This is a genomic window from Yoonia sp. (assembly GCF_017854565.1).
Taxonomy (GTDB): domain Bacteria; phylum Pseudomonadota; class Alphaproteobacteria; order Rhodobacterales; family Rhodobacteraceae; genus Yoonia.
This window is the reverse complement of the sequence record NZ_JAFMHJ010000025.1, coordinates 28,925-50,130: the sequence shown is the minus strand read 5'-3', so window position 1 is coordinate 50,130 and position 21,206 is coordinate 28,925. Positions and strand designations below refer to the sequence as shown.

The following is a 21,206-nucleotide window of genomic DNA, read 5'->3' as shown; positions in this document are numbered from 1 at the left end:
CGCCGATGGGTCAGCGGGCTGGTCGGACGTCGGCTTGGTTTGTGCGACGTCAGGGCGTTGGGATTGGTCCGGGTCATTGAAAATAGTGTCGGGCGATTTCGGTGTCATGTCGGGGATTTGGGTGGGTTTTGCGGACGGCGTTGGGGCCGGGGATGAAAGGGTCGTTTCAGGCGCCGATGGGTCAGCGGGCTGGTCGGACGTCGGCTTGGTTTGTGCGACGTCAGGGTTTTGGGATTGGTCCGGGTCATTGAAAATAGCGTCGGGCGATTTCGGCGTCATGTGGCGGGATGTATCTTGGATGCCGGCACGGTTGGGATCGCGCGCTGGCGACACGTCTTTGCCTTTATGTAACAAAGGGTTAGGTATTTTAGGGCCGATGTCGGCCGCGTCAACTGGCCGTGGTTTTGGGTCGAGTGCTTGTGTACGTGTCATGCCGGCGTCCGGGGTGACGTGGTCCGGCGCGGCGGACGTATCCAGCGGATGATCCGGCGGCGTGATCTTGCCGATTTGCGGAATGGATGGCGCCGTGGTCGATGCCAGCCCTGCGCCATCGCCCAGCGCGGGTGCGACCCGTGGCGGCGTTTGGGCGATGGGGCTATCCGCAGGATGGCTTTGGGATTGCGCGCCGGGGTTTGGGTCATGCGTCGTGGCGTCGGCGTCGGCCTGGTCGCTGGTTCCGGCGACATTGGTTTCAGGATAAGATTGCGGGACCGGCAAAGGCGCGCGGTTTGGGTCGGGTATGGTTCCGGCCGCCTTGGGTTGCCGGATCGTGGTCGTGGGTTGGCTGCTGCCTGTGGAAGGCGCGGCGGGGCTGTGGGGGTCTGACGCGGGAGGTTGGTCCTGAGTGGCTATGGCGGGATCATGTGCCGGCCCGGTTTGGGGCGTCCGGGCTGGGGGTGTTTGGGCGCGGATTGCGTCGGCGGCGGTGTTTGTTTCGCGGGGCGGCTGATCGGGGCTTGGCGCGTTCGGTGCCGTGCCGGGTGCCGGGGTATCGGCAGACACCGCGGCGTTTGTGCGCGGGACGGTGTTTTGCGCGGGATCGGAATTTGCCTTGGCCAGATACAGTGCAGTTGTCGCGGCCTGCACCGGTGTGTCGCCCAGCGCCGCCAGCAGGTGCGCCAATGCGATTTCCGGTCGGAGTGTGCGCGGTGGGGCCGCATTGCGGATTGCACCGATATCCAGCGCCGATCGCACAAGCAAGTCGGTGGCGGCCAACCGGCGGGCGGCGGATGGACTGTCGACCTGGTCCAGACCTGACAGGGCGGTTTTCAGTGCGTCGGCTTGTTGAGGGACGAGGGCGGAAATCAAGTCCTTGACCTGCGGGTCTGAGAGGGCGGCGACGATGACCTCGGCGCGCGCATGTCGACCGGCAACCCAGACGCGCAATGCGGCGGCGTCAGGGCGTGGCCCGTTGGCGGGGCTTTTACCGGTCGGGATCAGGCGCTGCAGATGGGTGGCCGTGAGCGTGACGCCCGCAAGGTGGCCGAGGTTGGCAAAGGCGGCGTTTTGCCATGTATCGGCGGGCGGTGCATCGGTGGTCCGGACGACGGCGGCGGGTTCAGGCGGCACGGGATCGTCTGATTGCAACGCCTGCACGAGCTGTCGCCGCAGCGTGGCTGTCAGCGGCGTGGCTTGCGCGGGGCCGGCGGTGTCGTCGTTGGCTGCGTGGCTGCGACCGTTTGCAGCCTGCTGTGGTATCTGTTCAAGATACGCGAGCTTTTGCAAGAGAGCCTGCAGCGCCTCTGGCTGCAGTCGGCCCAAGGCGGCATGCAAATACGTCTCGGTTGGGTTTTTGTGTCCGGTCAGCACCAGACGTAGGGCTGCAATATCTGACGCCTTTTCAATGGCTTGTGGGGCGATCATGGTCAGGGGTGCGCGTGCCGGGATGTGTGCCGGGGCGGGGCGTGGGTGAAGGTAGGGCGCCAGCGCCGATTGCAGCGCGCGCCGCAGCACATCGCGCACGGTGTCCCAATCGGGGGGATCGGGAAAGGCGCCAAGATCAAGTTCCAGCGCTGGGATGGTCAGGTCGCTGTGCGATTGACCGGCGGCTGCCATGACGGCATCAATTTCGCCCAGCAATTCCTGACGGATTGCCAGCAGTAGCCTGTCTGGCGTCGCAAGCTCGCTTTGGCCGATGCCGCCGTCCGACGCCACATCGACCGCAAATTCCAACGTGCCGATACGATTGGGCTGCGCGGCGGTTTTGGGCTGCTGGGCGGCGTTTGGCTGGCTCATGCTGTCTGGTCCGCCGCAATTGCACGCAGCGCAGCGCGCAATGCGGGTCCGGCGCCGGTCTTGCCCGATTTCCAATCGGCGATTGCAGGGCGTAGCGCGTCCATTTCATGCCATGCCAGCCACTGCGGTTTGACGTACAGGTGCGCCGGTGCCAGCCGCAGCACCAGATCCTCGACGTAGCTGCGATAGGCGGGGTCTGCGGTGCGGGCGGTCCAGTCGGGCAACAGCACTGTGGCCGTTGCCGGCGCGAAGTCTGTGCTGGTGGCGCGCAGCAACACATCTTCGATAAGCCACAGCCGTTCGGCGGATTGGTTCATGGAGGCAAAGGATTTACGGACCCGGTTTGCCCAGACTTCGACCCGAGCGCGGCTTTGATTGCTGCCGCAAGGATAGAGGTGCCCGCCAGCGACGGGTTCAAACAGGACCTCCCAGTCGCTTTTGCGGTTACGCGCGAGGCTGTAGGCCTCGGGGCGGGTGGCCTGTTGCAGCAGGGCGGGCGTTGTGGTGCGGTCCACGATCCACGGACACGACAGCGCGAGTTTCTGCAAGCTGAGCCCCGGCACGTCATCGGTGCGGGCAATGAACACATCCAAAGGGCGCGATGGCAAGATGACCTGTGCAGGGTCCAGCGTGGGGGCCGGTACGGCCAGCGTGGCATCCAGACGCAGCATGTCGTCCTGACCGGCGGTCAGATCATCGGGCGTGCCCACGGCCATATCTGCCAGATGCGCAAGCCGTGCGGCAAAACCAAAGCTGGTGTGACCGGTGCCCCCAAAATGATTGTAGAATGGCAGATTGGCCAGATACGTCTGGCGCCAGTTGACCTGCCATGCAAGCCGGTCTTTGATGCCGCGATAGGCCTGCATATACGATGGGTCCGTCACCGGCATTTCATCACCCTGAAGCGAGATCAGATAATCCAGCACTTCGATCCGGTGGCGCACGGCGGCGGGATCGGACAGATCAATGGCGTGGGTCAGCCCATATGTCTGATGTAAAACGGCAATCGGCGCGCGCATGCTGTCAAGATGGGTGTCCATCATGCTGCGATAGCGCGGCAAGGTCTGACGGCCCGCTTTGTCTGCCGTGCGGCTGACGCGATACGGCTCTGGCAGGGCGATATCAAGCGGCGCGCGCGTGGTATCGCGGTGCCGACCGGGGCGCAGCACATCCCAATCGTCATCGTTTTTGCGGTTGCCCTGACCTGCGATCCGGGCCGCGTCGATCCGGCCCAATTCCTCGTGGATGGTGTTGGGATCTGCCACGACTTTGGTACCGCCACGGGTCGCCACCAGCGTCATCGGATCATTGGGGCCGGGGATGATTGGGTCGTGATAAATTTCCGGACCATGTGTTTTATGCGACACCGGGAGGCCCGTGTCGGCCGTGACGATTGCGAATCCGCTGATCGCCTCGACGCCTGCGATCTGGCGCAGGGTCGCAAGGATCGCTTCGAAACGGGTGGCGTCATTGGCATCTGCGGCAAGTGTGGGCAATAGCGCGTTCACATTGTCGAACACATCGGCGCGGGTCGCCCCGATCACACCGTTGATATCGGTCAGGTCAGGCGGTAGCCCCTTGAGCAGCAGACGCACCTGATGAATGGTTTCGGCGATGACCCGTTCCGCCTCGGCAAAGGGGCCGATTGCGATTTCGCCATAGAGACGGACCGGTTGCGCGGTCGCCACATCAATGCGGTTGATATCCGTCGTCAGCAGCCGGTTTTCAGCGAAACCGGCGCGCAGGGTCGCTATAAGATCGGTGCGCCAACTGGCCTGCGACCGCAGGGCCCGGTCGGCTGGATCAATCGCGTCGTGGGGGATCACGATCAGATCGACCAAGCCCGCAGCGGGGCCATTTCGCACAAACACGCGTTCGATCTGGGGCAGATCAGACAGGTAACTGGCCAGATCGGCGCGCGTGACCGGGCGCCCTTGCAACACGGTATCAGGCCCAAACAGCGCCAAGGTATCGGGGGAAAACCCGCTGTCCGCATCCGTCAGCAGATCGCGCACCGCGTGGTCGCCGATAAACGCCACTTCGGTCAGCGCAAACACCGTCTGTTCCAGCAGGGTAACGCCGGGATCATGCAGGTTGTAGTCGGTCCAGACCTTGCCGGACGCGTCTTGGGCGGCGGCAATGCCTTTGGCACGCAATGCGTTGAAGTCCAGTGGCGGCGGCAGGTCTTTGGTCATGAAAGGCCGGCCTCGCGGGGCATGCCCCCGCGCGACCCTTCCATTTTCGGATCAAACCACAACCGGGTCAGGTAGTAGCGGATCACCTTGTCCTTGCCGAAATCGGCATTGGTGCGCATCTGCAATTTGAAATGGTGACGCTTTGGCGTGGCGACCCAGCGCAGGCGGATCCGGTCGGCATAGCTGCCGTACATCGCCGTCTGCGCCCTGATCCGGCGGCGGCCAAACACCATATTCAACAGCCAGTTGCGCGGATGATAGGCATTCATCGCAATGGCATGCACCATGGAATAGCGCCCGGCGTTTTCATCGCCGCCGACGCCTGCCATCACGTCAAAGGCCTGACATCCGGTCATTTCATCGGTGATGTCATGCCATTTGCTGTCGGCGGGGATGTGGGGGATCTCATCGCTGGCAAAACCGATGCGGCCACGACTGCGCTGCACCCCATCGACATCCAGCCGCCATTCCGGCGTATCGGTTTTCACACCCAGCCGCCCATCGGGTGAAAAGCTGATGCCGGGTAGTTTTTGCGCCGTTTCAGCGCCGCGTTTAAAGTGCAGGCTGCTGCTGTCTTTGCCGTGGTCGATGATCCATGCGGGGTCCTGCGCGCTGAGACCTTCGTAAAGGCTGATCATGCGGACGGAGCCGCCCACCGACGTCAGCCGCAGCCCGTCGGTGGGGGTTTTGGAAAAGCCGTCCTCGATCTGGTTGACGCCGCTGTCAATCAAATCGCGGTAATGTTCGGCGGTGGGCAGGGCGCCATCGCGGAAAAACGCCTTGAGGGTGGTACGATCTTTTTTGGTCATGGGCGACCCTCCTGACCAACAATAAGCATGTCACCGATGCGCAGACGCCCGATGCCGCTTTGTGTGGGGGTGATTGGTTGATTGCGTTCAACCGCTGAAATTGAATGATCGCTGGTGGATAGTGCCAGCGCCCATGGCCGCGAAGGCCGGATGATGGACCCAAGCGGGCCGCGCGCATCCGATTGCGCGGTGTCGCAGAGACGGTAACTACCGGTGTCGTCGGCAATGAAGTGCAGCACCGAAAAATCGGTGACATCAATCACGTCATCAAGGGCGGCGATCTGCGCGCGCAGCATCGGCACGTTGAGCGACCAGCCAAAGCGGGACAGATCATCGGTGGCTGTCCAGACCGACAGTAAACTTGACAGGTGCCGCTGCAATTTGCTGGCGATGGCGCCATCATCGAGGAATGGGGCAAAACGGATCGCGGCCCGGACATGCAGCCGGTCAAAGGCTGGGTTCACGACCTCGTATCTGGCATTTTCAGGACCATGTTTCCCCAAAAATGCGCGGATCTTTTCCAATGTGCCCGCATCAAACCGACGTTCCTGCCCGATGGCTGCTTGCGGTGCGTCCGCAGCGGCGGGATGGCGGACCACGACGACCGTCGTGCAGCCCGGCTGGGGTAGCGGGCTGGTGCGGGTCAGATGTGGCAGGCATTTCACGCGCCAGACATCGGGGAATGCTTCGAGGATCAGACGTTCGACGTCATATGGGGTGACCGCACGCTGGCGGTGCCGCAGGCGTTCGCTGACACGGGCCAGATAATCGCCGCGTTCTTCGGACCGGCGGGGCGGTGCGCGGCGGCTGGCCTCGATGGGGGGTGACATGCCCGGTGACGCGACTTCGAAGCGCCAGTCGCGCGCGGCGGCTGCGTGGACCTCGTTGGTTTGGGTACTGATGGCCCACACCCCGTTGGTGCGCACATGGGTCAGGATCGGATGGGTTTCAAACCCGCGCCACGGGGCCGAGACCGCAACCCAGACACCGCCGCCCGGCATTTCACCGTCAGGGGTGGCGGCATCATCGGGCAAGTCGATCGTCACCACGCCAGAGCGCAGCAACCCATCCGTCGTATCCGATGAAATTGCCGTGGCAGGCAATGCGACCCAGCCATCACCGGTCAGGTAATGCCACACCAACGGCACCGCCGCCGGCACCAGCCGCAGATGCCCGCTGTCGGCGATATCAAACAAGATGCCCAATTGCCGCAGCGCCCCGGCACCCGACAACTGCATATAAAGCGTGCCCAGCCCCAGACGCGGCGGAAACAGCCCCAGATTGCGCAGGATGCGGTGAGGGAACGCCTCGCGCGCGCCAAAGGGGGTGATCTGGGTGACCTTGTCGCCGGGTCGCGCGCTGTCCGGCGCCTCGAGCGACATGATCGCGGCGGCGGTATAGCCCAGTTGCAGGCTGTCGAGCTTTGGGATGTAGGGGGCTGCGGGGATGTGACGGGGCCGCAGGGGGATGAAGCGCGGGCGCATGGCCTCGATGAGCGCCAGCGGATACTGCGCCTGCCCGAAGTCACCCGCGCCGGTCATGGTCAGGCGCACGGCACCGGCGCGCAGTTGCGCGCGCGACTTGGGCAGCTTGGCGGGGATGTGGCCGCTGGCCGGCACGCCGCCACCCTGTACCGGGCCAGCCATATGCCAATGCGGCAACAGGTGGCGGTCATAGGGGTCGGCGTCGATCATTGGGATTGCCGTTTCGATCACTGGTTTCCAGCCATCGCCGGACAGATAATCGACCGTCAGTTTCGGCGCGGGCACTTTGGTCTGCTCGGGGTAATGCGCGTAGTGTGGCGCAAAGCCACCCGGCTGATCCGGCAGGTCGGCCCATTGCAGGTCAAGCCGGACATCGGTGACCGGCTTGCGGGCCATTTCGGGGGCGGCCACGGTGAACGTCGCACCTTCGGTCGGGCGGGCGCCAAAGGGTTGGAACGCCTGCGCAGGGGCCACCGCGCCATCGTCACTGAACCCCGCAAGGGTTCGCAGGCCATCGACTTTTACCACGATCCCGATCTCATCCAGCGTGTAGCGTTCAAAAAAGCTGATTGGGCAAACGCGCGCCTGCTGGTTCCAGCGCAGCGCCAAGACCGGTGCCGTGCCGGTGCCCTCGGCAGGCATTGTGATGGGCGGCATGTCGGCGCCATAGATCAGGCGGATAGTGAACCCTGCGGGCGACTTGGGCCCATCAGGCGACGCGCGGATCGGCATCACCTGCGTGACCATTGCCGGCAGCGGACCGTCGGCGGTGGAGAGGCTGACCGAGAATGCATCGCCAAGCAGCTTTTCAAACATGTCCGAGGGGGCGTAAATAAATGCGCCCTTTTCGCCATCTTTGGACTTTTCGCGGATAAACGCCTCGACGATGTCACCTGCGACGCGCGTCTGCCCGGCGGCCAGCGGTTTGGGTGGGGCATCATCGCGCTGCCCGGTCAGGGCACGTTCGCAGGCGATGATCCGGGCCTCGAGCGCGCCCCAATAGGCGCCGGTGGGCCAGGGGTGATTCTCGACCAGCGCCAGCGTCATAATCCGGCCAAGCAGGATGCGCAGCGGTGAGACGGTCAGGATCTTGCTGGCGATGACCTCGTATATCAGGTCCATGGATGGGCCGCAGTTGCGTTCAATCGCCTTGGCGTGAACCGCCGCTACCAAGGTTGCGATGCCTTCAGACGTGCTTTGGAAGCCAAGGGCGCGGATCAGCGTCGGATCAGAGCGCAGTTCAAGCGCGATATCGGGGTCCGGGTCGCTGCCCGGTGGCGGCGCGCCCGACGGTGATGCGGCGGGCAGGTCCGTGGCGCGCTGCATATACAGGGTGACGTCAATCCGTCGGTGGCCTTCGGATAGGCCGAACATGTCGGATGCGATGTCCAACCCCATGGCGACCTGTGGCGCGGCTGGCGCGACAAACACGCTGCGGTTCAGGGGCTGCGATTGTGCCGGTTCAAACGCGGCACGCACGCCCGTGATCGCGCCGAGGGTCGAAAACAGCGACACTTGGGTGTCTGTGTCATAGGTCAGCCCGGCGGTTGCCGTGATGCGTGCGGGGGTGATGGGCACGTCGGTTTCGGTGACGAAGCGCACTTTCTTGCCATTCTCGAGACGCGCAATCATACCGGTCCCTTCGCGCAGCAGTTTGGGGACCGCACCTGATGGTAAATGCAGCAGGGCGCGTTCGGGCGCAGCCCCGCGCGGGGTCTGGCCGATCAGGTCGCGGTAATAGAAATCGGTGTGGCGCTGGGTAAAGTCGTTCAGGCGGGCATCGACCACGCCAGCGGTGATCAATTCGGCCAGGATCAGGCCTGCGGCAGGCTCAATCGTGCCGGCCTTGATGCGCGCATCAAAGGCGATTTGGGCCGCCGGTTTCAGGGATGTGATCGCATGGACCAGTTGACGGTGTGCCGCACTGAGCCCGGCGCGGATTGCACGGGCCTGGGTCAGTGCATTGCCATCTGCGGCGGTCACAAAACCCCGGCTGCGCACAACGCCGGTCAGTTCGGCCAAGCTGGCATCGGCCAGCACCTTGGTGCGGGCGGTCAAGGACATCTGTTGGTCAAGTGCGCGCAGAACATCGCTGAACGCCGCAGGCAATTGCTGCCTGATCCGGGTCAGCCAATCGTCCAGCTGCTGGGCGAGGTTCTTGATTTCGGCGGCGGCGGCGGCGGGTCCGTTTTCATTGGCCAGATCGAACCGCCTGACTTCATCATCAAGCCGGAAGGCGATGATTTGCGCCACGACAAGCGCCGCTTCGCCGCGCAACATATCGGCCCATGGCACGGGTGCGGCCGTTGCCAGCCGGACAAATGACACCGCCAGTAAATCGGGGCGCAAATTGGGTGTTGTCCGGGCCAGAGCATCTGGCAACCGGTCATCCATGCGCGAACCTGGCGTGACTTTTATGGTGGACCAATCTTGGGGCACGGTTGCTTTCAAGGGTTAGTTTCGCAGTTGAAATCGTAAATGTGGCAAAGGCTTATGGTCTGTGCCTTATGTCATGGTGGCGGGCGTGACAAGAATACACCTGTCAGGCTGGTCGCATCGCCCTGAATGGCAAAGACGCCACCCACGTCCGATGGCGCATCGGTGGTGTCGCTTGCGGCGAACTGGCTGGCATCAAACAGCAAAACGCCCGCAGTGGGGTCCGCATTCGGGCCCAGCGTCGGTACGCGCCGTTCATCCGCGTCATAAAGGCTGGCCACGCCCTGACCGCTGCTGACGAGCCGGGCGCCGCACAGGCCCAGCCGGGTCCAGCGCAGGCGCGCAAAGGGCAGGGCGGCGCCGTCCGTTACGGTGAAATCACCGGCTCGGAACGTGGCACGGCCTGACCCGTATCCGACCAGCATGGTGAAGCTGCCGATGGCGGTGCTGATCGCTGTGCTGCCATCATCGCCGACCGTGGTATAGGTGATGGCGACCGCGCCGCTGTGGCTGGCCTGCCCCAAGAGCGGCACGTTATCTTGCAAGGGCGGAATACCCACGACCAGCGGTCCGGTATAATCCGTGCCCGCCGCACGATAGCTGAGATTATAGGCGAGTGGCAATGTGGTCCGGGTATTGAGGGCCGCAATCGGCGCAGCGACGGATTGGCGCCAGCCGGTCAGTTGACCCTCGTCGTCCGCGCCAAGACTGCGCAGCACCCTGTCGTCAATCGCCATGTTCCGGGGCAGCGGGGCTGTGGATGGTTTGTTCGCCTTGCCGGTTACCGCGAATGTCATACCGCCCAGAGATCCGGCAACTGTCCGCAGGTACGCCCCAGACAGGCGGCGCGCACCTGAACGATCCACAGCGCAGGGTTCATTCACGCCAAGGCCGATCACCTCGACGGCGGGGAGTTCCTGAATGTTTTCAACCTTGGTTTTTGCGGCATCCCAAACCGCGCAACTGCCCAGCAGGAGGGCGGCCACTGTGGTGCTGGTCAAAGATGCGATCCGGCCCATTATCCGGCCTCGGCTTGTGGGGCGCTCGAGATCAGCGTGCCTTCGTGAATGTAGAACGGGAACACGACGTTGCTGCGCGAATTGGTCTGGCGCACGGTGTAGATGATCCGGATTTGCAGGCGGCCATTAGCGGCGTCGGCCACATGCACCTTGATTTGCTGGACCGTGATGCGCGGTTCAAAGAACAAGATCGCGCGCGCAATCGCCGCTTCCATGGCGCGCATCGTGGGCGCGTTCATCGGTTCAAAGATGTAGTCGTGAATCCGGCAGCCGTAGGTCGGATGCATGACCCGTTCACCCGGCCGGGTTTCAAAAAGGATACGCAGGCTTTGGTTGATATCCTCCTCGGCCTCGACCAGCACCGCACCGCCGGTAAATTCATCAAAGGCGGGCGGAAACGCCCAGCCACGGCCAAGAAAACCGGGGTGGTCCTGTGCCATCGTCAGCCTCCGATCATCACGGTGGGCAGACCTGCGACAATGCTGCCGCCATGTGCCGTGCTGTCGCCCATCCGTGCGGCCGGTTTGCCGCCGATCATCACGGTGGCCGATCCTTTGGCAATCGTCGCCGGCGGGCCGACGCAGACGCAGTTGTCGCCGGCCACCGCAGCCGGCATTTTGCCGATCAGCACCGTTGCTTCGCCCGGCCCAACGATGGGGCCGCCAACATGTGGCACCGGCCCGGTGGCGGAGGGGCAGGTATGCATGTCTGTCAAACGTGCGGCGGGTGGCATATGCGATCCATTTCTAGTTGATCATGACGATCGAGCCTTCGATCTTGGTTTGGCCCGAAGAGCTGAAGCTGGCAGAGGCGCTGCCTTTGGCGCTGAGTTCGGCATCGGCGGTGGCGCTGACGTTCAGGCCCGTGATTTCGACATCTTGATCGCTGGCAATCGTGATATTGCCTGTGGCTGTCAGATCAAGCGTCCCTTGGGCCGACAATGCGATGCCGCTATCGCTCATGGTGATGGTATTTCCGGTCACATCGGTCAGCGTGATCGTGCTGCCGTCATCGTCAATCACGATGGATTGCCCGGCGGGTGTTTCGGCGGTCAGGATGATCTTGTCATCATCAAAGGTGATATGGATGCCGGATTTTGTCGTGATCGTTTTCAGCTCGTTTTCTTCGGTGGCGGCGTTGGTGCGCGCCAAGCTACCGCTGTGCATCGACCCAAGGATGACCGGGGCACCGGGATCTGCCGACAGGAAACCGACGACAACCTCGTCGCCGATTTCTGGCAAAAACTGGATACCCGCGCCGCCGCTGGCATAGGGCTGTGCGTAGCGCGCCCAAAGTTCGGCAGGTGTTTCGCCGATCAGTGGCAGGCTGATCTGGATCATCGTCGCGTCATTGAACGGATTGGTGCCGCCGCTGTCGACGATGGCCAGAACCGTTGCCACATGCAGGCCCTGCACGGGCGTTGCGAGACCGCCGGCAGCGGGTCCGGGCACGCCGAAACTGTCACTGCGCCAGCCCACAGGCAGACCCATGCGCGCGGTCGTCGTCCAGACACCGGCGCTGATATGATGATCAATGCCCGACACGAAAGCCGTGCCGCCCATCCGGTCGCCAAGTCCGACCAGTTCAACGGTGCCGCCAATCACGGCAAGGGTCGATCCAGGATACATGCAGGTGCCGGAAATTGCACCCAGTGGGGGGCGCAGCGCGCGCGCCGCCGCGACAACGGCCAGATCAACCTGGCCTGCGGCATAGGGGGTCGTTGCGTTGTGGACCCGATCACCGGTGGCACCTGTCAGTTCGGTGAACGTCGCATTGCCCCATTGGCCAGTGTTGCTGACGGTTGCGGTTTCGGCGGTCACCGCCTGTGCAGCGGGGTCCCAGCCGGTGACCGTGGCACTGGCAACAAGCGAGACGGCATCGACGCGGGCATCAAATTCCAATATGTCCGTGCCAAGTGTCAACGTCATGGTCGCGGCGAGCGTCGGATCAGGTTCTGCCGTCTTCACGGTGCCATCCTCGACCGCGATCACGTGGCCGTTGCGGTCGGCCAGCATCCGCAGGAAATCCCAGTCGGTGCAATCATATTGCACCACATCAGCGGCCGCACCCGTTGTCGCCGCAACGTCAGCGGTCAGGCCAGCATCGCCAATGACCTGAGTCATCACATCGGAATCTGTGACCTGCACGGCGCTTGTCGTGCGGCGCACGTCCGTCAGTTGGATCGCCTTGTCCCGGCAGGTTAGTTCGAGCTGGCCACCGCCCGCAGTAAGGCGCAGGCCGGTGCCGACGATCACGCCCTTGAACAGGGTCTGGGCTTCGCCATCGCCGAAAAAGGCGGCGATTTCGATCTCGGTGCCGATCTTGAAATCATCGCCGTCGAGCAGCGGGAATTCATTGGTGGCGACCGAGCCGTCCGCAATTGTGACTGTGGCCTGCGGAATCCGGTTCAGATCACTGGTCACGCGGACTGCCATGACTGCGATGTCATCTGCGATGGCCGCACCTGCGGCCTTGATCACGACGCCAAGGGGGCCGTCACTGTCGGTGATGGGGGACACGGCCATTGTGCTATCTCATTGGCGGGAAACGCAAAAGCGTGTCCGGCGTCAGGCTGCGGAAACTGTCCAGATCATTGAAGCGGGCAATTTCCAGATATTTCGACACGTCTTTGTAGATGCGTTCGCACAGCAGGGGCAGGGTGTCCCCCTCGCGGACGCGGACGATATGGGTCAGGTCAGGCGATTGATTGTTCGCCTCGAGCGCAACCTGCGCCTCGGTCAGGGCTTCGATGAATTCCAGCTTCATCGTGGCCCGCAGGGGCGCGCCGTCGGGGTCGAACAGCGAATAGTCGATTTCCAGACTGGTCAAACGGGCCTGAAACGCGGACAGCTCATCGCCCCAGTCAACCTGGACCGCGTCGGGTTCGTGTTCTTCGCCCGAATAGGCGTAGGCAATGCTGCGCAGCTTTGCGATTTGTTCTGCGACCGTCGTGTCGGCTGCATCGGGTACGACACCGGTGCCATCCAGCGTCAGGCTGAACGACACTTTTTCCGGCTCGGAACGGGCAAATTTGGCCACGGGCGCGGCTTTGCCGATGGCGGTGTCCTGTTCGTCTCCGGTGCCGGAAAATTTGGTGCCGTATTTGCGGTTGTACGACGACGGATTGATCGTGGTCGTGAAAATATTGGCGTCGCCGGACATTGGCGAAATCTGATCGGTGCTGGTTTCGCAGCGGGTGATGGTCAGCTTGGTCATGACCGCTTAGCCTTCCTTGATCCGCTGTTCGGCGGCGGCAATCTGTGTTTTGAGCGCATCGCGGAAGTCGCGGCGAACGCGGTCTATCATGACCCGCACCTGATCGTGGGTCAGCGTATCTGGGTCACGGGCCGGTTGCCCGAAGGACCCGCGCACCACAAGGCTGCCGATTTCAATCGCCATGTTACTGCTTCCTTTCCACGCTCAGATAGCTCAGTTCGATCATTTCAACGGCCAGTTCGTTTTTCATCGCGTCAAAGTTGCCGACGGTCCATTTGACCGGGTAGGCATTGGTGATCGACCAGGTTGCGACCGGCAGGTGCCAGTCATTGAGCAATGACACGACCATGTCGCGCGGCTTGATCGGTTCGGCAAAACCACCCTCGAGGGTGGTTTTACACCAGTAGACCAAGCCGCTCGCCATTGTCGTCATCGCGCGTTTTAGCTTCAGGTTGGGGTGCTTGACCTGTTTGGGCAGATTATGCACAAACCGGTTTTCGCCCCCTTCTTGCAGCGGTTCAGTGGACAGTTCCGTCTCCAAACCGCTGACTTCCTGAAAGGCCATATCTGGGATTGGCGGCACCATTCCCAGAAATACGACGTTAAAGTGAAACGCCGTTGGTGGCGTAAAAAGGTCCATGGATCTTATGCGTTCTCGATCACGAAGCCTTCGTGCGCGATCTCAATGCTTTCCACGGCGACCTCGTTACCTTCGGCCTTCAGATCAGTTCCCGTCACTTTGACCGGAAATGCGTTTTGCACTTTCCAGACCATCGTCGGGGCATGGGATTCGTCAAGCAATGAAATGGTCAACGCTTTGCGCGTGATCGTGTTCATCTTGATCTCGTTGAACCAATCCCAGATCGCGTTATCCTTGACGAACACACCTTTTTTCATGGTGATGTTGCCGGATTTGATCATGCCCGGCATTTTGATCGTCGAAAACACCGGGCTGTTGCCTGCGCGATATTCGATAGGCTGGGTTTCAATATCGAGGCCTGAAACCTCTTGAAACGCCAGCTCGGTGTCGTCCCACTTCACTTGGAAGTGGAACTTTGGGAGGGGCCAGATCGCCTGTGTTTGGGCGGAACCGTCATCTGCCATTTTTTAAATCCTTTCTAGAACTCTTATGATTTCTGCATTTGCTGCTGGAACGTGATTTCGATGAATTCCGCAGGCCGCACGACAGCGACCAGAACGGTGATCCGCAAGATACCTTCGAGGATATCGACGGCTGTCATCGTCTCGCCCAGACCGACGTGGACGCTGAACGCATCGCTGGGGATTGCCCCGGCCAAACCGCCCTGTTTCCAGATACCGGTCAGGAAGTTTTCGATCATCGACCGCATCGTCACCCATGTATTGGCTGTGTTGGGTTCGAATACATAGGCTTTGGAGGCGAGCCTGATCGATTCCTCGATCATGATCATCGTGCGGCGCACGTTGATATAGCGCCAATCAAGGCTGTTGCCGTCGAGCGTACGCGCGCCCCAGACCAAGGTGCCTTCGCCCACAAACGGCCGGATCGCGTTGATTGACTTGCCGGTTGTCGAGACGTTGAGGTTTTCCTGCTCTTCGTGGTTGATGTTCACCATTGGCGATGTGACCGACCCAACGCTGACGTTTGCGGGGGCTTTCCAGACACCACGGGTGCCATCGACCATTGTGTAAAGGCCAGCCATTGCCGACGATGGCGGCATGGAGTTCAGCCGCTTGGTCATCGCACCGATCACGTCGTTATAGAGCGGCACGATCGCGCGCAGTGTCTTGTCGATGGTCGCAGGTGACGGGCCGTCCGTCTTGATCACGGCCAGCGGGCTGTTTTCAACCAGAACCCGCAGATTTGCGAATGGCAATGCGGTGTCATCCTTGGTCATCGTATAGGCGACCTTGGCTTCGGGGCCGACAAAGGCCTCGTCCGGGGTGAATGTCACCTTGCCGGCGGCTGCGGTCCAGACACCGACGTTGGCGACCTCTTTGGTCTTGCCGTCATCGCTGGTGGCGTCGCGCAGCACGATGCTTTCGGGATCGGCACCTTCGTTGTCGGCTGCCACATCAATTTCGACAACCGGCTTGTCTTTGATGGCTGAGAAATCAAGCAGGCCACCGACGATTTCGACCTTGATGTCGCGGGCATCTGTGGCAATCCCGTTTTCATCGGTCACGACGACCGAAAACTTGCCCTCGGCGGTTGAGCCATCGTGGGTAAAGCTGACGGCGCCGCTTTCCAGTTCTTCTTGGGTAAAGCTGGTGACGGCTGTGTCGGGGGCCGCTGTCTTGACCAGCTTGCCGCCCATTTTGGATGCGTCGCCAATGACGGTGTAGGTCAGTTTGTCATCGCCGCTGTCGTCATCCTCGGCGTTGATATCGGCCTTGGTGATCGGTGCGGTCAGACCCTTTGTCAGGGACAGGGTGAAGTCGCCGGTCAGGGCAGGGGCACTGGTACGCTCGATCTCGCGGGCGAGTTCCTTGTCGCCTGGGACGCTCATTTTCAGGAGCTTGATCAGCTTCTGGCGGGCCGCTGGGATGATGTTTTCAAAGGTGTAGTCGCGCACACCAAAGACCGAAGTATTCACCCAAGGATAGTAGGCCGCGCCGAAATCAAGCTGGTTGATGCCGATATCGCTGCGGAATGCCTCGACGGGTTTGCCAAGGGGGCCGTCCTGTTCGAGGTGACCGGCAAAGATATCAAGGATGGCAAAGCGGTTGCGCATCTCAAGGCCGCAGTGCGCCAACATCTTTTGCTGAACCGATACGCAATCCTGACGCGACAGACGGGTCGCCTCGGGGATGACGACCATCGTCGGCTCGGATTCTTTCTTGAGCGCGTCAATGGCGGCCTTCATCTTGTTGGCGTCGATGACGTTGTCTTCCTGGGCACCTGTGTCGGAGCCTTCGACGTCGACGGTGTATTCACCAATCGAAACGATAAAGCAGGGGCCGCCGCCGTTTTCGAAAAACAGCTTCATCGCACCATAGAGCGCGAAGGCGGGGGTCACTTGCTTGAGTTCGTGTTTGACCATGCCAAGCGGGCCTTTGGTCGTGAAGATCGCGCGCGGCAGCGGATCAACCTTGCCGACGCCTTCGGCGGATAAAGGCAGCGGGCCTTCGGGGGCTTTGACATCGACGATGTCGAACATCGGCTCTGGTGGGCCGCCGAAGAAGTTGACGAATTCACCCATTGAGGTGATCCGCTTTGGCGTCATATCAAGCGATACGTTGCCGTTCAGCGCCTTTTGCGTGTAGCCGATAAATGCTGGCACCGCTGTGGCCACTTGCACCACCGAATTCGGAAATGCGCTTTTTTCGACGATGTAAACGCCGGGGGTCTTCATGACCATGGGAAATTCTCCTTTACCATAGGCTGACGAAAATGTCGGATTGAAGTGAAGCTGCGGCGGCCATATCCGGGGCCGGACGCAAGTTGATACCAGCCACGGGCAGGACCGGGATCAGGGTAATTGGGTCAAAAGGTGGATCTTGTGTCTCTTCCAAGGCGAAACGCATCGCAGACCGATAGCGCAGCGCAATCGGCGCGGTTGATCGCAGAACACGCGCGGGGGTGCCATCAGGCAACGCGGTTTCACCGAGGTCTTCGAAAGCGACGGCTTTGGCGGCATCGACAATCTGCAGCGGCCCGACGGCGCGTTTTCCGGTGATGTGATACGCCCAGAGAGCAGCAGGTGCGTCGCAGCGCAGGGTCACGCGGCGCAGACCTGTGGCCGGGATTGCAAGGTCAATGCGCATCAACGGATCACCCGGCATCCGCCTGTCGGCAACCGGCGCGGCATATGCCGTGACTATACCGTCGACATCATCAGTGTCTGCGGTCAGATCAATCCGGGGCAGGGAGGCCCAATCAAAGCCCGCGGTCAGTGCGGCGATATTTGGATCATTGGCAATCACGTCAAACGACACGATCACGGGATCGGTCAGTTTTGCCGTTTCAGCGACGATATCAAGGCTGGCCGCGCCGGGTTTCGCCAGCAGGTCAAGCCGGGAAAACCCGCGCGGATCATGCGGCACGATGCGCAAAGGGGGTGTTTCGTTGCCCCAAAACGCATGGAAAATCTTGAGAGATAGCGCGACGTGATAGCTCATCTGCCCCTCCCACGGTCGGGATTGGCAGAGGCGCTTGGCTTGCGAATGGTTGGAATGATCGACTTGATCGCACCGGACACAAGGCTGACGGATCGGATTTTGAACATGACCGAAGGCACATAGCGGCCACCGAAATTGCCCCACATCTGACCCATTTCTTCGGGCTTGAGGTTGCTGATCTCAAACGAGAGCTGCTGAATGCCGTTGGGCATCTCGGGGGTGTTTTGCGGCGTCAGAACAGGGAACGTCTGGAAATACATCAAGGCTGCGGACAGCATCTTGAGGCCCTCGGCATAGATGTTGGCATCATATGACGCCGCCAGCATTGCGTAGATATCCAAATGCACCGGATCTTGTTCGCCCGATAGCCCGCCAAAGGCACCGCCGCGCGCGTGCCCGCGTCTGGGCACGGTATCTTCGGTGATATTGGTAATGAAAAATGCAAGACGGTTGCGGGCCGCATCTGCAGGCTTGCCTTCGGCATCGGTCAACGGCGACAAAACGACAATATCTTCAGGTACGGAGAACTGCCCACCCAAAAAACCATTTAATCGGTCTACAGTCACTGTCATTGCCTGGTCGATCAAAGCGACCACGCATTCAAGCCAGCGGACCTGCGATTAAGGCCATGTAAGTTGACGGTGTGAGCGGACAACGTCCCCCCCCTTTGATGGGCCGAATAATATGGCGGCTTGCGACACAACGCATCCATGGACAGCAAAAGTTACACTCGGAAAAATGGTTGTCCCAGCGTCACCCAAACACAATTCCAAACCGCTTTGCAAGCATTGTGTTGGTGTCAAACCGCACAGACAAACGCCAACGGCGATGGCGATTGCGTGCCTATATCGGCAGAAGGCAGCGCATCGCCTTAAAAATATGTTGAAAGTTATCTGTATCTATGAAGATCGGAAATATTGTGCTGCGGCTAAATTATTTTTGATGAGGCGACGCGCTATAAAATGCGGCACCGCACTCGGGAGAAATGCGGTGCCGCGACGATAATCGTGCTTGTCCGACGGGACCGGAACAAACACGCGTCAGGGTTGCCGACGCCACAGGGCAAACCCAGGGCGCCAGCGTCCGGTTGCCCGGCACAGATCACAGAGCCTTGAAATCGCAAGGGGTCTGACCCGCTGTTCCCAGGCCTAAGGCCACCACTCACGGAACACCGCCACTGTGGCAAGTTACGTAGCGTTAAGAAAGTCAGGGAAACCTGACCCTGCGCTGGGTTGTGATCTGTGCCCTTGGGGCAAACGCGACAAGCCGGCGTCAGGCTTCGGCGTCGATGATAAACATCTGGTTGTAGAACGCGGCCTTGAGCACGGCCTGTGCGGTGGTTTCCACATCCAGCGCATCACGCGCCAGACGCAGATGTTTTTCCACCGTCGCGGGCGTCAATCCCAACAAGACTGCAATATCCTGCGTCGTCTTGCCGTCACCGACCCATTGCAGCACCTCGCGCTGGCGTTTGGTCAGGTGCCGTTCGCCAGAATAGGGCAGGGTCAGCAGTTTGAGGTGCATGACGTTGTTCATCACGATAATCGCATCACCGTGGCGCGCCCAGGTCTGTTCGACGGCATCCTGGCTGATGCCGGGCCGTGCGGTCAGCGCGATTGCGCCTTTGGTACGTTCCGAAATGGAACGGAAACTGATGGTATAGCCAGCCGTGACGTCCATGCGTCGGTTGAATTCCATCACGCGCTGTTCACTGGCGGTGAGGTTATCAATCCGGCTCATGTCCATCATCCAGCGCCAGCTGCAGGCGCCATTGTTGGCCAAGGCCCATTTCAACATCGGCGCGTGGTAATACAGGCCTTCGTCGAAGAAGGCCTTCATGTATTCCGGGCTTTGCGTCGATAGCAGGACCCAATCCTGTGGGTCGCCCAGCGAACTGGAGGTGCGATAGCGGGTAAAACCATACATCAGCCGGTCAAAGCCGTATGCGACCATCTGGGTGGTGTGGATGTTCCACAACTCCTCGACGGTGCGGGCGTTTGTCAGTTTTTCAAGCTGCTGCACGAAATCGGTCATTCCGCGTCGCCCAGATAGGAAACAAGTGCATCCATCGCCAAAGGATACCCCGCAGCGCCAAAGCCGCAAATCTGGCCAATGGCCACAGGCGCGATATAGGATTTGTGGCGAAACGCCTCGCGGGCGTGGATGTTTGACAGGTGCAGTTCGATCACCGGCAGCATGATCGACGATATCGCATCCATCAGCGCGACCGAGGTATGCGTATAGGCGCCGGCGTTCAGGATCACACCGGCATGGGTGCCGCGCGCCGCGTGCAGCGCATCCACCAGTTCGCCTTCATGATTGCTTTGCCGAAATACCATGCTGATACCAAGCTGTGCCGCCTTTGCGCTGCACATGTCTTGGATGTCTTGCAGCGTCGTGGGGCCATAGACCTCTGGTTGGCGTGTGCCAAGCAGGTTCAGATTAGGGCCGTTCAGGATCAAGATCGAGCGTGTCATGCGTATCCTCTAGCATCTCTGAGTTGTTCGGCAAAACAGATTTTGCGCAAAATATGACTTGTTAGTTACGCTGTCCTTGAACCATGTCATTTGGTATCAGACAACGGATAATCTAAAAAGTGTGCATATGACCAATAACACCCCGTACACCCGGCTACCGCGATCAAGCTACTGGCAGACGTCCGTCGCACGCGCGGCAACATCGCAAGCGACATTGGCGGATTTATGGACGCCGGCCTATGAAATTACGCGCGATGAAAAGATCCTGACCGTTGGATCGTGCTTTGCCCAACACATCGGGCGCGCGCTGAGCGCTGCGGGGTTTGCATGGCACAATGCAGAACCAGCGCCATTCGGGTTAAGTGCGGCGCTGCAAAAGGAATTCCACTTTGGAGTGTTTTCGTTCCGCGTGGGCAATATCTATACGCCCGACGTCTTGAAATCATGGCTGACCTGGGCATTGGACCCCGCAGCGCAGGACCGTGAAATATGGGCGGAGGAGGGGGTGTTTTACGACCCGCTGCGCCCGCAGATCGAACCCGGCGGCTTTGAAACCGAACAAGAGTTATGCGATGCGCGCGATGCCACCTTTGCTGCGATCCGCAATGGTGTCAAAGACGCGTCTGTCTTTGTCTTTACGCTTGGGCTGACCGAATGCTGGTATAATCGCGCCAGCGGTCTGGTCTATTCGAGTTGTCCGGGCACGATCGCGGGCAGCTTTGCGTCTGAGGATCATGGTTTTCGCAACCTTGGGTATCCCGACGTGATGGAACTGCTGCACGACGTGCGGACATTGTTGCGGCGGATCAATCCCGATATCCGGATGCTGCTGACCGTATCGCCCGTGCCGCTTGCTGCGACGGCTGTGCCGCGCACCCATGTTTTGACGTCGACGGTTGGATCGTCGATCCTGCGGGCCGCTGCCGGTGCGTTCTGCGATCTTCACGATGACGTCGATTATTTCCCGTCATACGAGTTGGTGACACATCCGGGTTTGTCCCGCGACATGTTTGCGCCTGATCGGCGATCTGTCCGACCTGATGCCGTCAACTATGTTATGCAGCACTTTTTTGACGGGCTTGGGGTCGGCGCAGATCAGACGGGTGGCACCGATCACACTGGTCCGAGCGCAACCGAGCAAGCCGTCGCTGCCGCGCTGGCGCAGGACGACATCATTTGCGAAGAAATGGAATTGGAGCAGTTCAATGCTGGCACATCTGCGTGCAGCACATGA

17 protein-coding genes and 1 pseudogene are annotated in these 21,206 nt (G+C 60.9%); 1 reads left to right on the top strand and 17 read right to left on the bottom strand.

Going from position 1 to position 21,206, the window contains the following annotated elements:
* From QZ196_RS11275 to aroQ, 17 genes and pseudogenes are all read right to left on the bottom strand, one after another.
* Positions 1 to 2,235 (bottom strand): annotated as a pseudogene (locus QZ196_RS11275) (hypothetical protein); the annotation flags it as partial.
* Positions 2,232 to 4,430 (bottom strand): hypothetical protein, encoded by a 2,199-nt coding sequence (locus QZ196_RS11270; protein ID WP_296426462.1) that lies wholly within the window; start codon positions 4,428 to 4,430, stop codon positions 2,232 to 2,234. The gene QZ196_RS11270 and the pseudogene QZ196_RS11275, both read right to left, overlap by 4 nt.
* Entirely contained in the window at positions 4,427 to 5,239 is an 813-nt protein-coding gene (locus QZ196_RS11265; protein ID WP_296426459.1) for a hypothetical protein, read from the bottom strand. The genes QZ196_RS11270 and QZ196_RS11265 overlap by 4 nt, the downstream gene beginning before the upstream one ends.
* Positions 5,236 to 9,117 (bottom strand): hypothetical protein, encoded by a 3,882-nt coding sequence (locus tag QZ196_RS11260; protein WP_296426457.1) that lies wholly within the window; start codon positions 9,115 to 9,117, stop codon positions 5,236 to 5,238. The genes QZ196_RS11265 and QZ196_RS11260 overlap by 4 nt, the downstream gene beginning before the upstream one ends.
* A gap of 116 nt (positions 9,118 to 9,233) precedes the next feature.
* Positions 9,234 to 10,160 (bottom strand): hypothetical protein, encoded by a 927-nt coding sequence (locus tag QZ196_RS11255; protein ID WP_296426455.1) that lies wholly within the window; start codon positions 10,158 to 10,160, stop codon positions 9,234 to 9,236.
* 17 nt (positions 10,161 to 10,177) lie between these two features.
* Positions 10,178 to 10,618, bottom strand: a complete 441-nt coding sequence (locus QZ196_RS11250) for a GPW/gp25 family protein (protein WP_296426453.1) — start codon at positions 10,616 to 10,618, stop codon at positions 10,178 to 10,180.
* Between the two features lie 2 nt (positions 10,619 to 10,620).
* Positions 10,621 to 10,911 (bottom strand): PAAR domain-containing protein, encoded by a 291-nt coding sequence (locus tag QZ196_RS11245; RefSeq protein WP_296426451.1) that lies wholly within the window; start codon positions 10,909 to 10,911, stop codon positions 10,621 to 10,623.
* 13 nt (positions 10,912 to 10,924) lie between these two features.
* Positions 10,925 to 12,703, bottom strand: coding sequence for a phage baseplate assembly protein V (locus QZ196_RS11240; protein ID WP_296426450.1), 1,779 nt, complete (start codon positions 12,701 to 12,703; stop codon positions 10,925 to 10,927).
* 4 nt (positions 12,704 to 12,707) lie between these two features.
* The gene (locus tag QZ196_RS11235; RefSeq protein WP_296426447.1) at positions 12,708 to 13,394 is read right to left on the bottom strand and encodes a peptidoglycan-binding protein; all 687 of its coding nucleotides are present in this window, start codon (positions 13,392 to 13,394) and stop codon (positions 12,708 to 12,710) included.
* Between the two features lie 6 nt (positions 13,395 to 13,400).
* On the bottom strand, positions 13,401 to 13,577 hold the full coding sequence (locus QZ196_RS11230; RefSeq protein WP_296426446.1) for a hypothetical protein: 177 nt from the start codon (positions 13,575 to 13,577) through the stop codon (positions 13,401 to 13,403).
* Position 13,578: 1 nt separating this feature from the next.
* The gene (locus QZ196_RS11225; protein WP_296426442.1) at positions 13,579 to 14,034 is read right to left on the bottom strand and encodes a phage tail protein; all 456 of its coding nucleotides are present in this window, start codon (positions 14,032 to 14,034) and stop codon (positions 13,579 to 13,581) included.
* Between the two features lie 5 nt (positions 14,035 to 14,039).
* On the bottom strand, positions 14,040 to 14,498 hold the full coding sequence (locus tag QZ196_RS11220; RefSeq protein ID WP_296426440.1) for a phage tail protein: 459 nt from the start codon (positions 14,496 to 14,498) through the stop codon (positions 14,040 to 14,042).
* Between the two features lie 23 nt (positions 14,499 to 14,521).
* Entirely contained in the window at positions 14,522 to 16,735 is a 2,214-nt protein-coding gene (locus tag QZ196_RS11215; protein WP_296426438.1) for a cadherin-like domain-containing protein, read from the bottom strand.
* A 13-nt stretch (positions 16,736 to 16,748) separates the two neighbouring features.
* A complete protein-coding gene (locus tag QZ196_RS11210) occupies positions 16,749 to 17,495 on the bottom strand; it encodes a hypothetical protein (protein WP_296426437.1) in 747 nt (248 codons plus the stop codon).
* Positions 17,492 to 18,067: a DUF4255 domain-containing protein gene (locus tag QZ196_RS11205; RefSeq protein ID WP_296426435.1), complete on the bottom strand. Its 576-nt coding sequence runs from the start codon at positions 18,065 to 18,067 to the stop codon at positions 17,492 to 17,494. The genes QZ196_RS11210 and QZ196_RS11205 overlap by 4 nt, the downstream gene beginning before the upstream one ends.
* Positions 18,068 to 18,767: 700 nt before the next feature.
* Entirely contained in the window at positions 18,768 to 19,529 is a 762-nt protein-coding gene (locus QZ196_RS11200; protein WP_296426433.1) for a LuxR family transcriptional regulator, read from the bottom strand.
* Positions 19,526 to 19,972: a type II 3-dehydroquinate dehydratase gene (gene aroQ / locus QZ196_RS11195; protein ID WP_296426431.1), complete on the bottom strand. Its 447-nt coding sequence runs from the start codon at positions 19,970 to 19,972 to the stop codon at positions 19,526 to 19,528. Before aroQ ends, QZ196_RS11200 begins: the two co-directional genes overlap by 4 nt.
* Before the next feature lie 127 nt (positions 19,973 to 20,099).
* On the opposite strand from aroQ, the gene QZ196_RS11190 reads away from it, so the two are divergent.
* Complete coding sequence (locus QZ196_RS11190) at positions 20,100 to 21,206, top strand: GSCFA domain-containing protein (RefSeq protein ID WP_296426429.1); 1,107 nt, start codon at positions 20,100 to 20,102, stop codon at positions 21,204 to 21,206.

Bases quoted from the DNA above. Each gene is read 5' to 3' on its own strand.
- QZ196_RS11270 (WP_296426462.1), bottom strand. From the start codon at position 4,430: ATGACCAAAGACCTGCCGCCGCCACTGGACTTCAACGCATTGCGTGCC.
- QZ196_RS11265 (WP_296426459.1), bottom strand. From the start codon at position 5,239: ATGACCAAAAAAGATCGTACCACCCTCAAGGCGTTTTTCCGCGATGGC.
- QZ196_RS11260 (WP_296426457.1), bottom strand. From the start codon at position 9,117: ATGGATGACCGGTTGCCAGATGCTCTGGCCCGGACAACACCCAATTTG.
- QZ196_RS11250 (WP_296426453.1), bottom strand. From the start codon at position 10,618: ATGGCACAGGACCACCCCGGTTTTCTTGGCCGTGGCTGGGCGTTTCCG.
- QZ196_RS11245 (WP_296426451.1), bottom strand. From the start codon at position 10,911: ATGCCACCCGCCGCACGTTTGACAGACATGCATACCTGCCCCTCCGCC.
- QZ196_RS11240 (WP_296426450.1), bottom strand. From the start codon at position 12,703: ATGGCCGTGTCCCCCATCACCGACAGTGACGGCCCCCTTGGCGTCGTG.
- QZ196_RS11235 (WP_296426447.1), bottom strand. From the start codon at position 13,394: ATGACCAAGCTGACCATCACCCGCTGCGAAACCAGCACCGATCAGATT.
- QZ196_RS11230 (WP_296426446.1), bottom strand. From the start codon at position 13,577: ATGGCGATTGAAATCGGCAGCCTTGTGGTGCGCGGGTCCTTCGGGCAA.
- QZ196_RS11225 (WP_296426442.1), bottom strand. From the start codon at position 14,034: ATGGACCTTTTTACGCCACCAACGGCGTTTCACTTTAACGTCGTATTT.
- QZ196_RS11220 (WP_296426440.1), bottom strand. From the start codon at position 14,498: ATGGCAGATGACGGTTCCGCCCAAACACAGGCGATCTGGCCCCTCCCA.
- QZ196_RS11215 (WP_296426438.1), bottom strand. From the start codon at position 16,735: ATGGTCATGAAGACCCCCGGCGTTTACATCGTCGAAAAAAGCGCATTT.
- QZ196_RS11210 (WP_296426437.1), bottom strand. From the start codon at position 17,495: ATGAGCTATCACGTCGCGCTATCTCTCAAGATTTTCCATGCGTTTTGG.
- QZ196_RS11205 (WP_296426435.1), bottom strand. From the start codon at position 18,067: ATGACAGTGACTGTAGACCGATTAAATGGTTTTTTGGGTGGGCAGTTC.
- QZ196_RS11200 (WP_296426433.1), bottom strand. From the start codon at position 19,529: ATGACCGATTTCGTGCAGCAGCTTGAAAAACTGACAAACGCCCGCACC.
- aroQ (WP_296426431.1), bottom strand. From the start codon at position 19,972: ATGACACGCTCGATCTTGATCCTGAACGGCCCTAATCTGAACCTGCTT.
- QZ196_RS11190 (WP_296426429.1), top strand. From the start codon at position 20,100: ATGACCAATAACACCCCGTACACCCGGCTACCGCGATCAAGCTACTGG.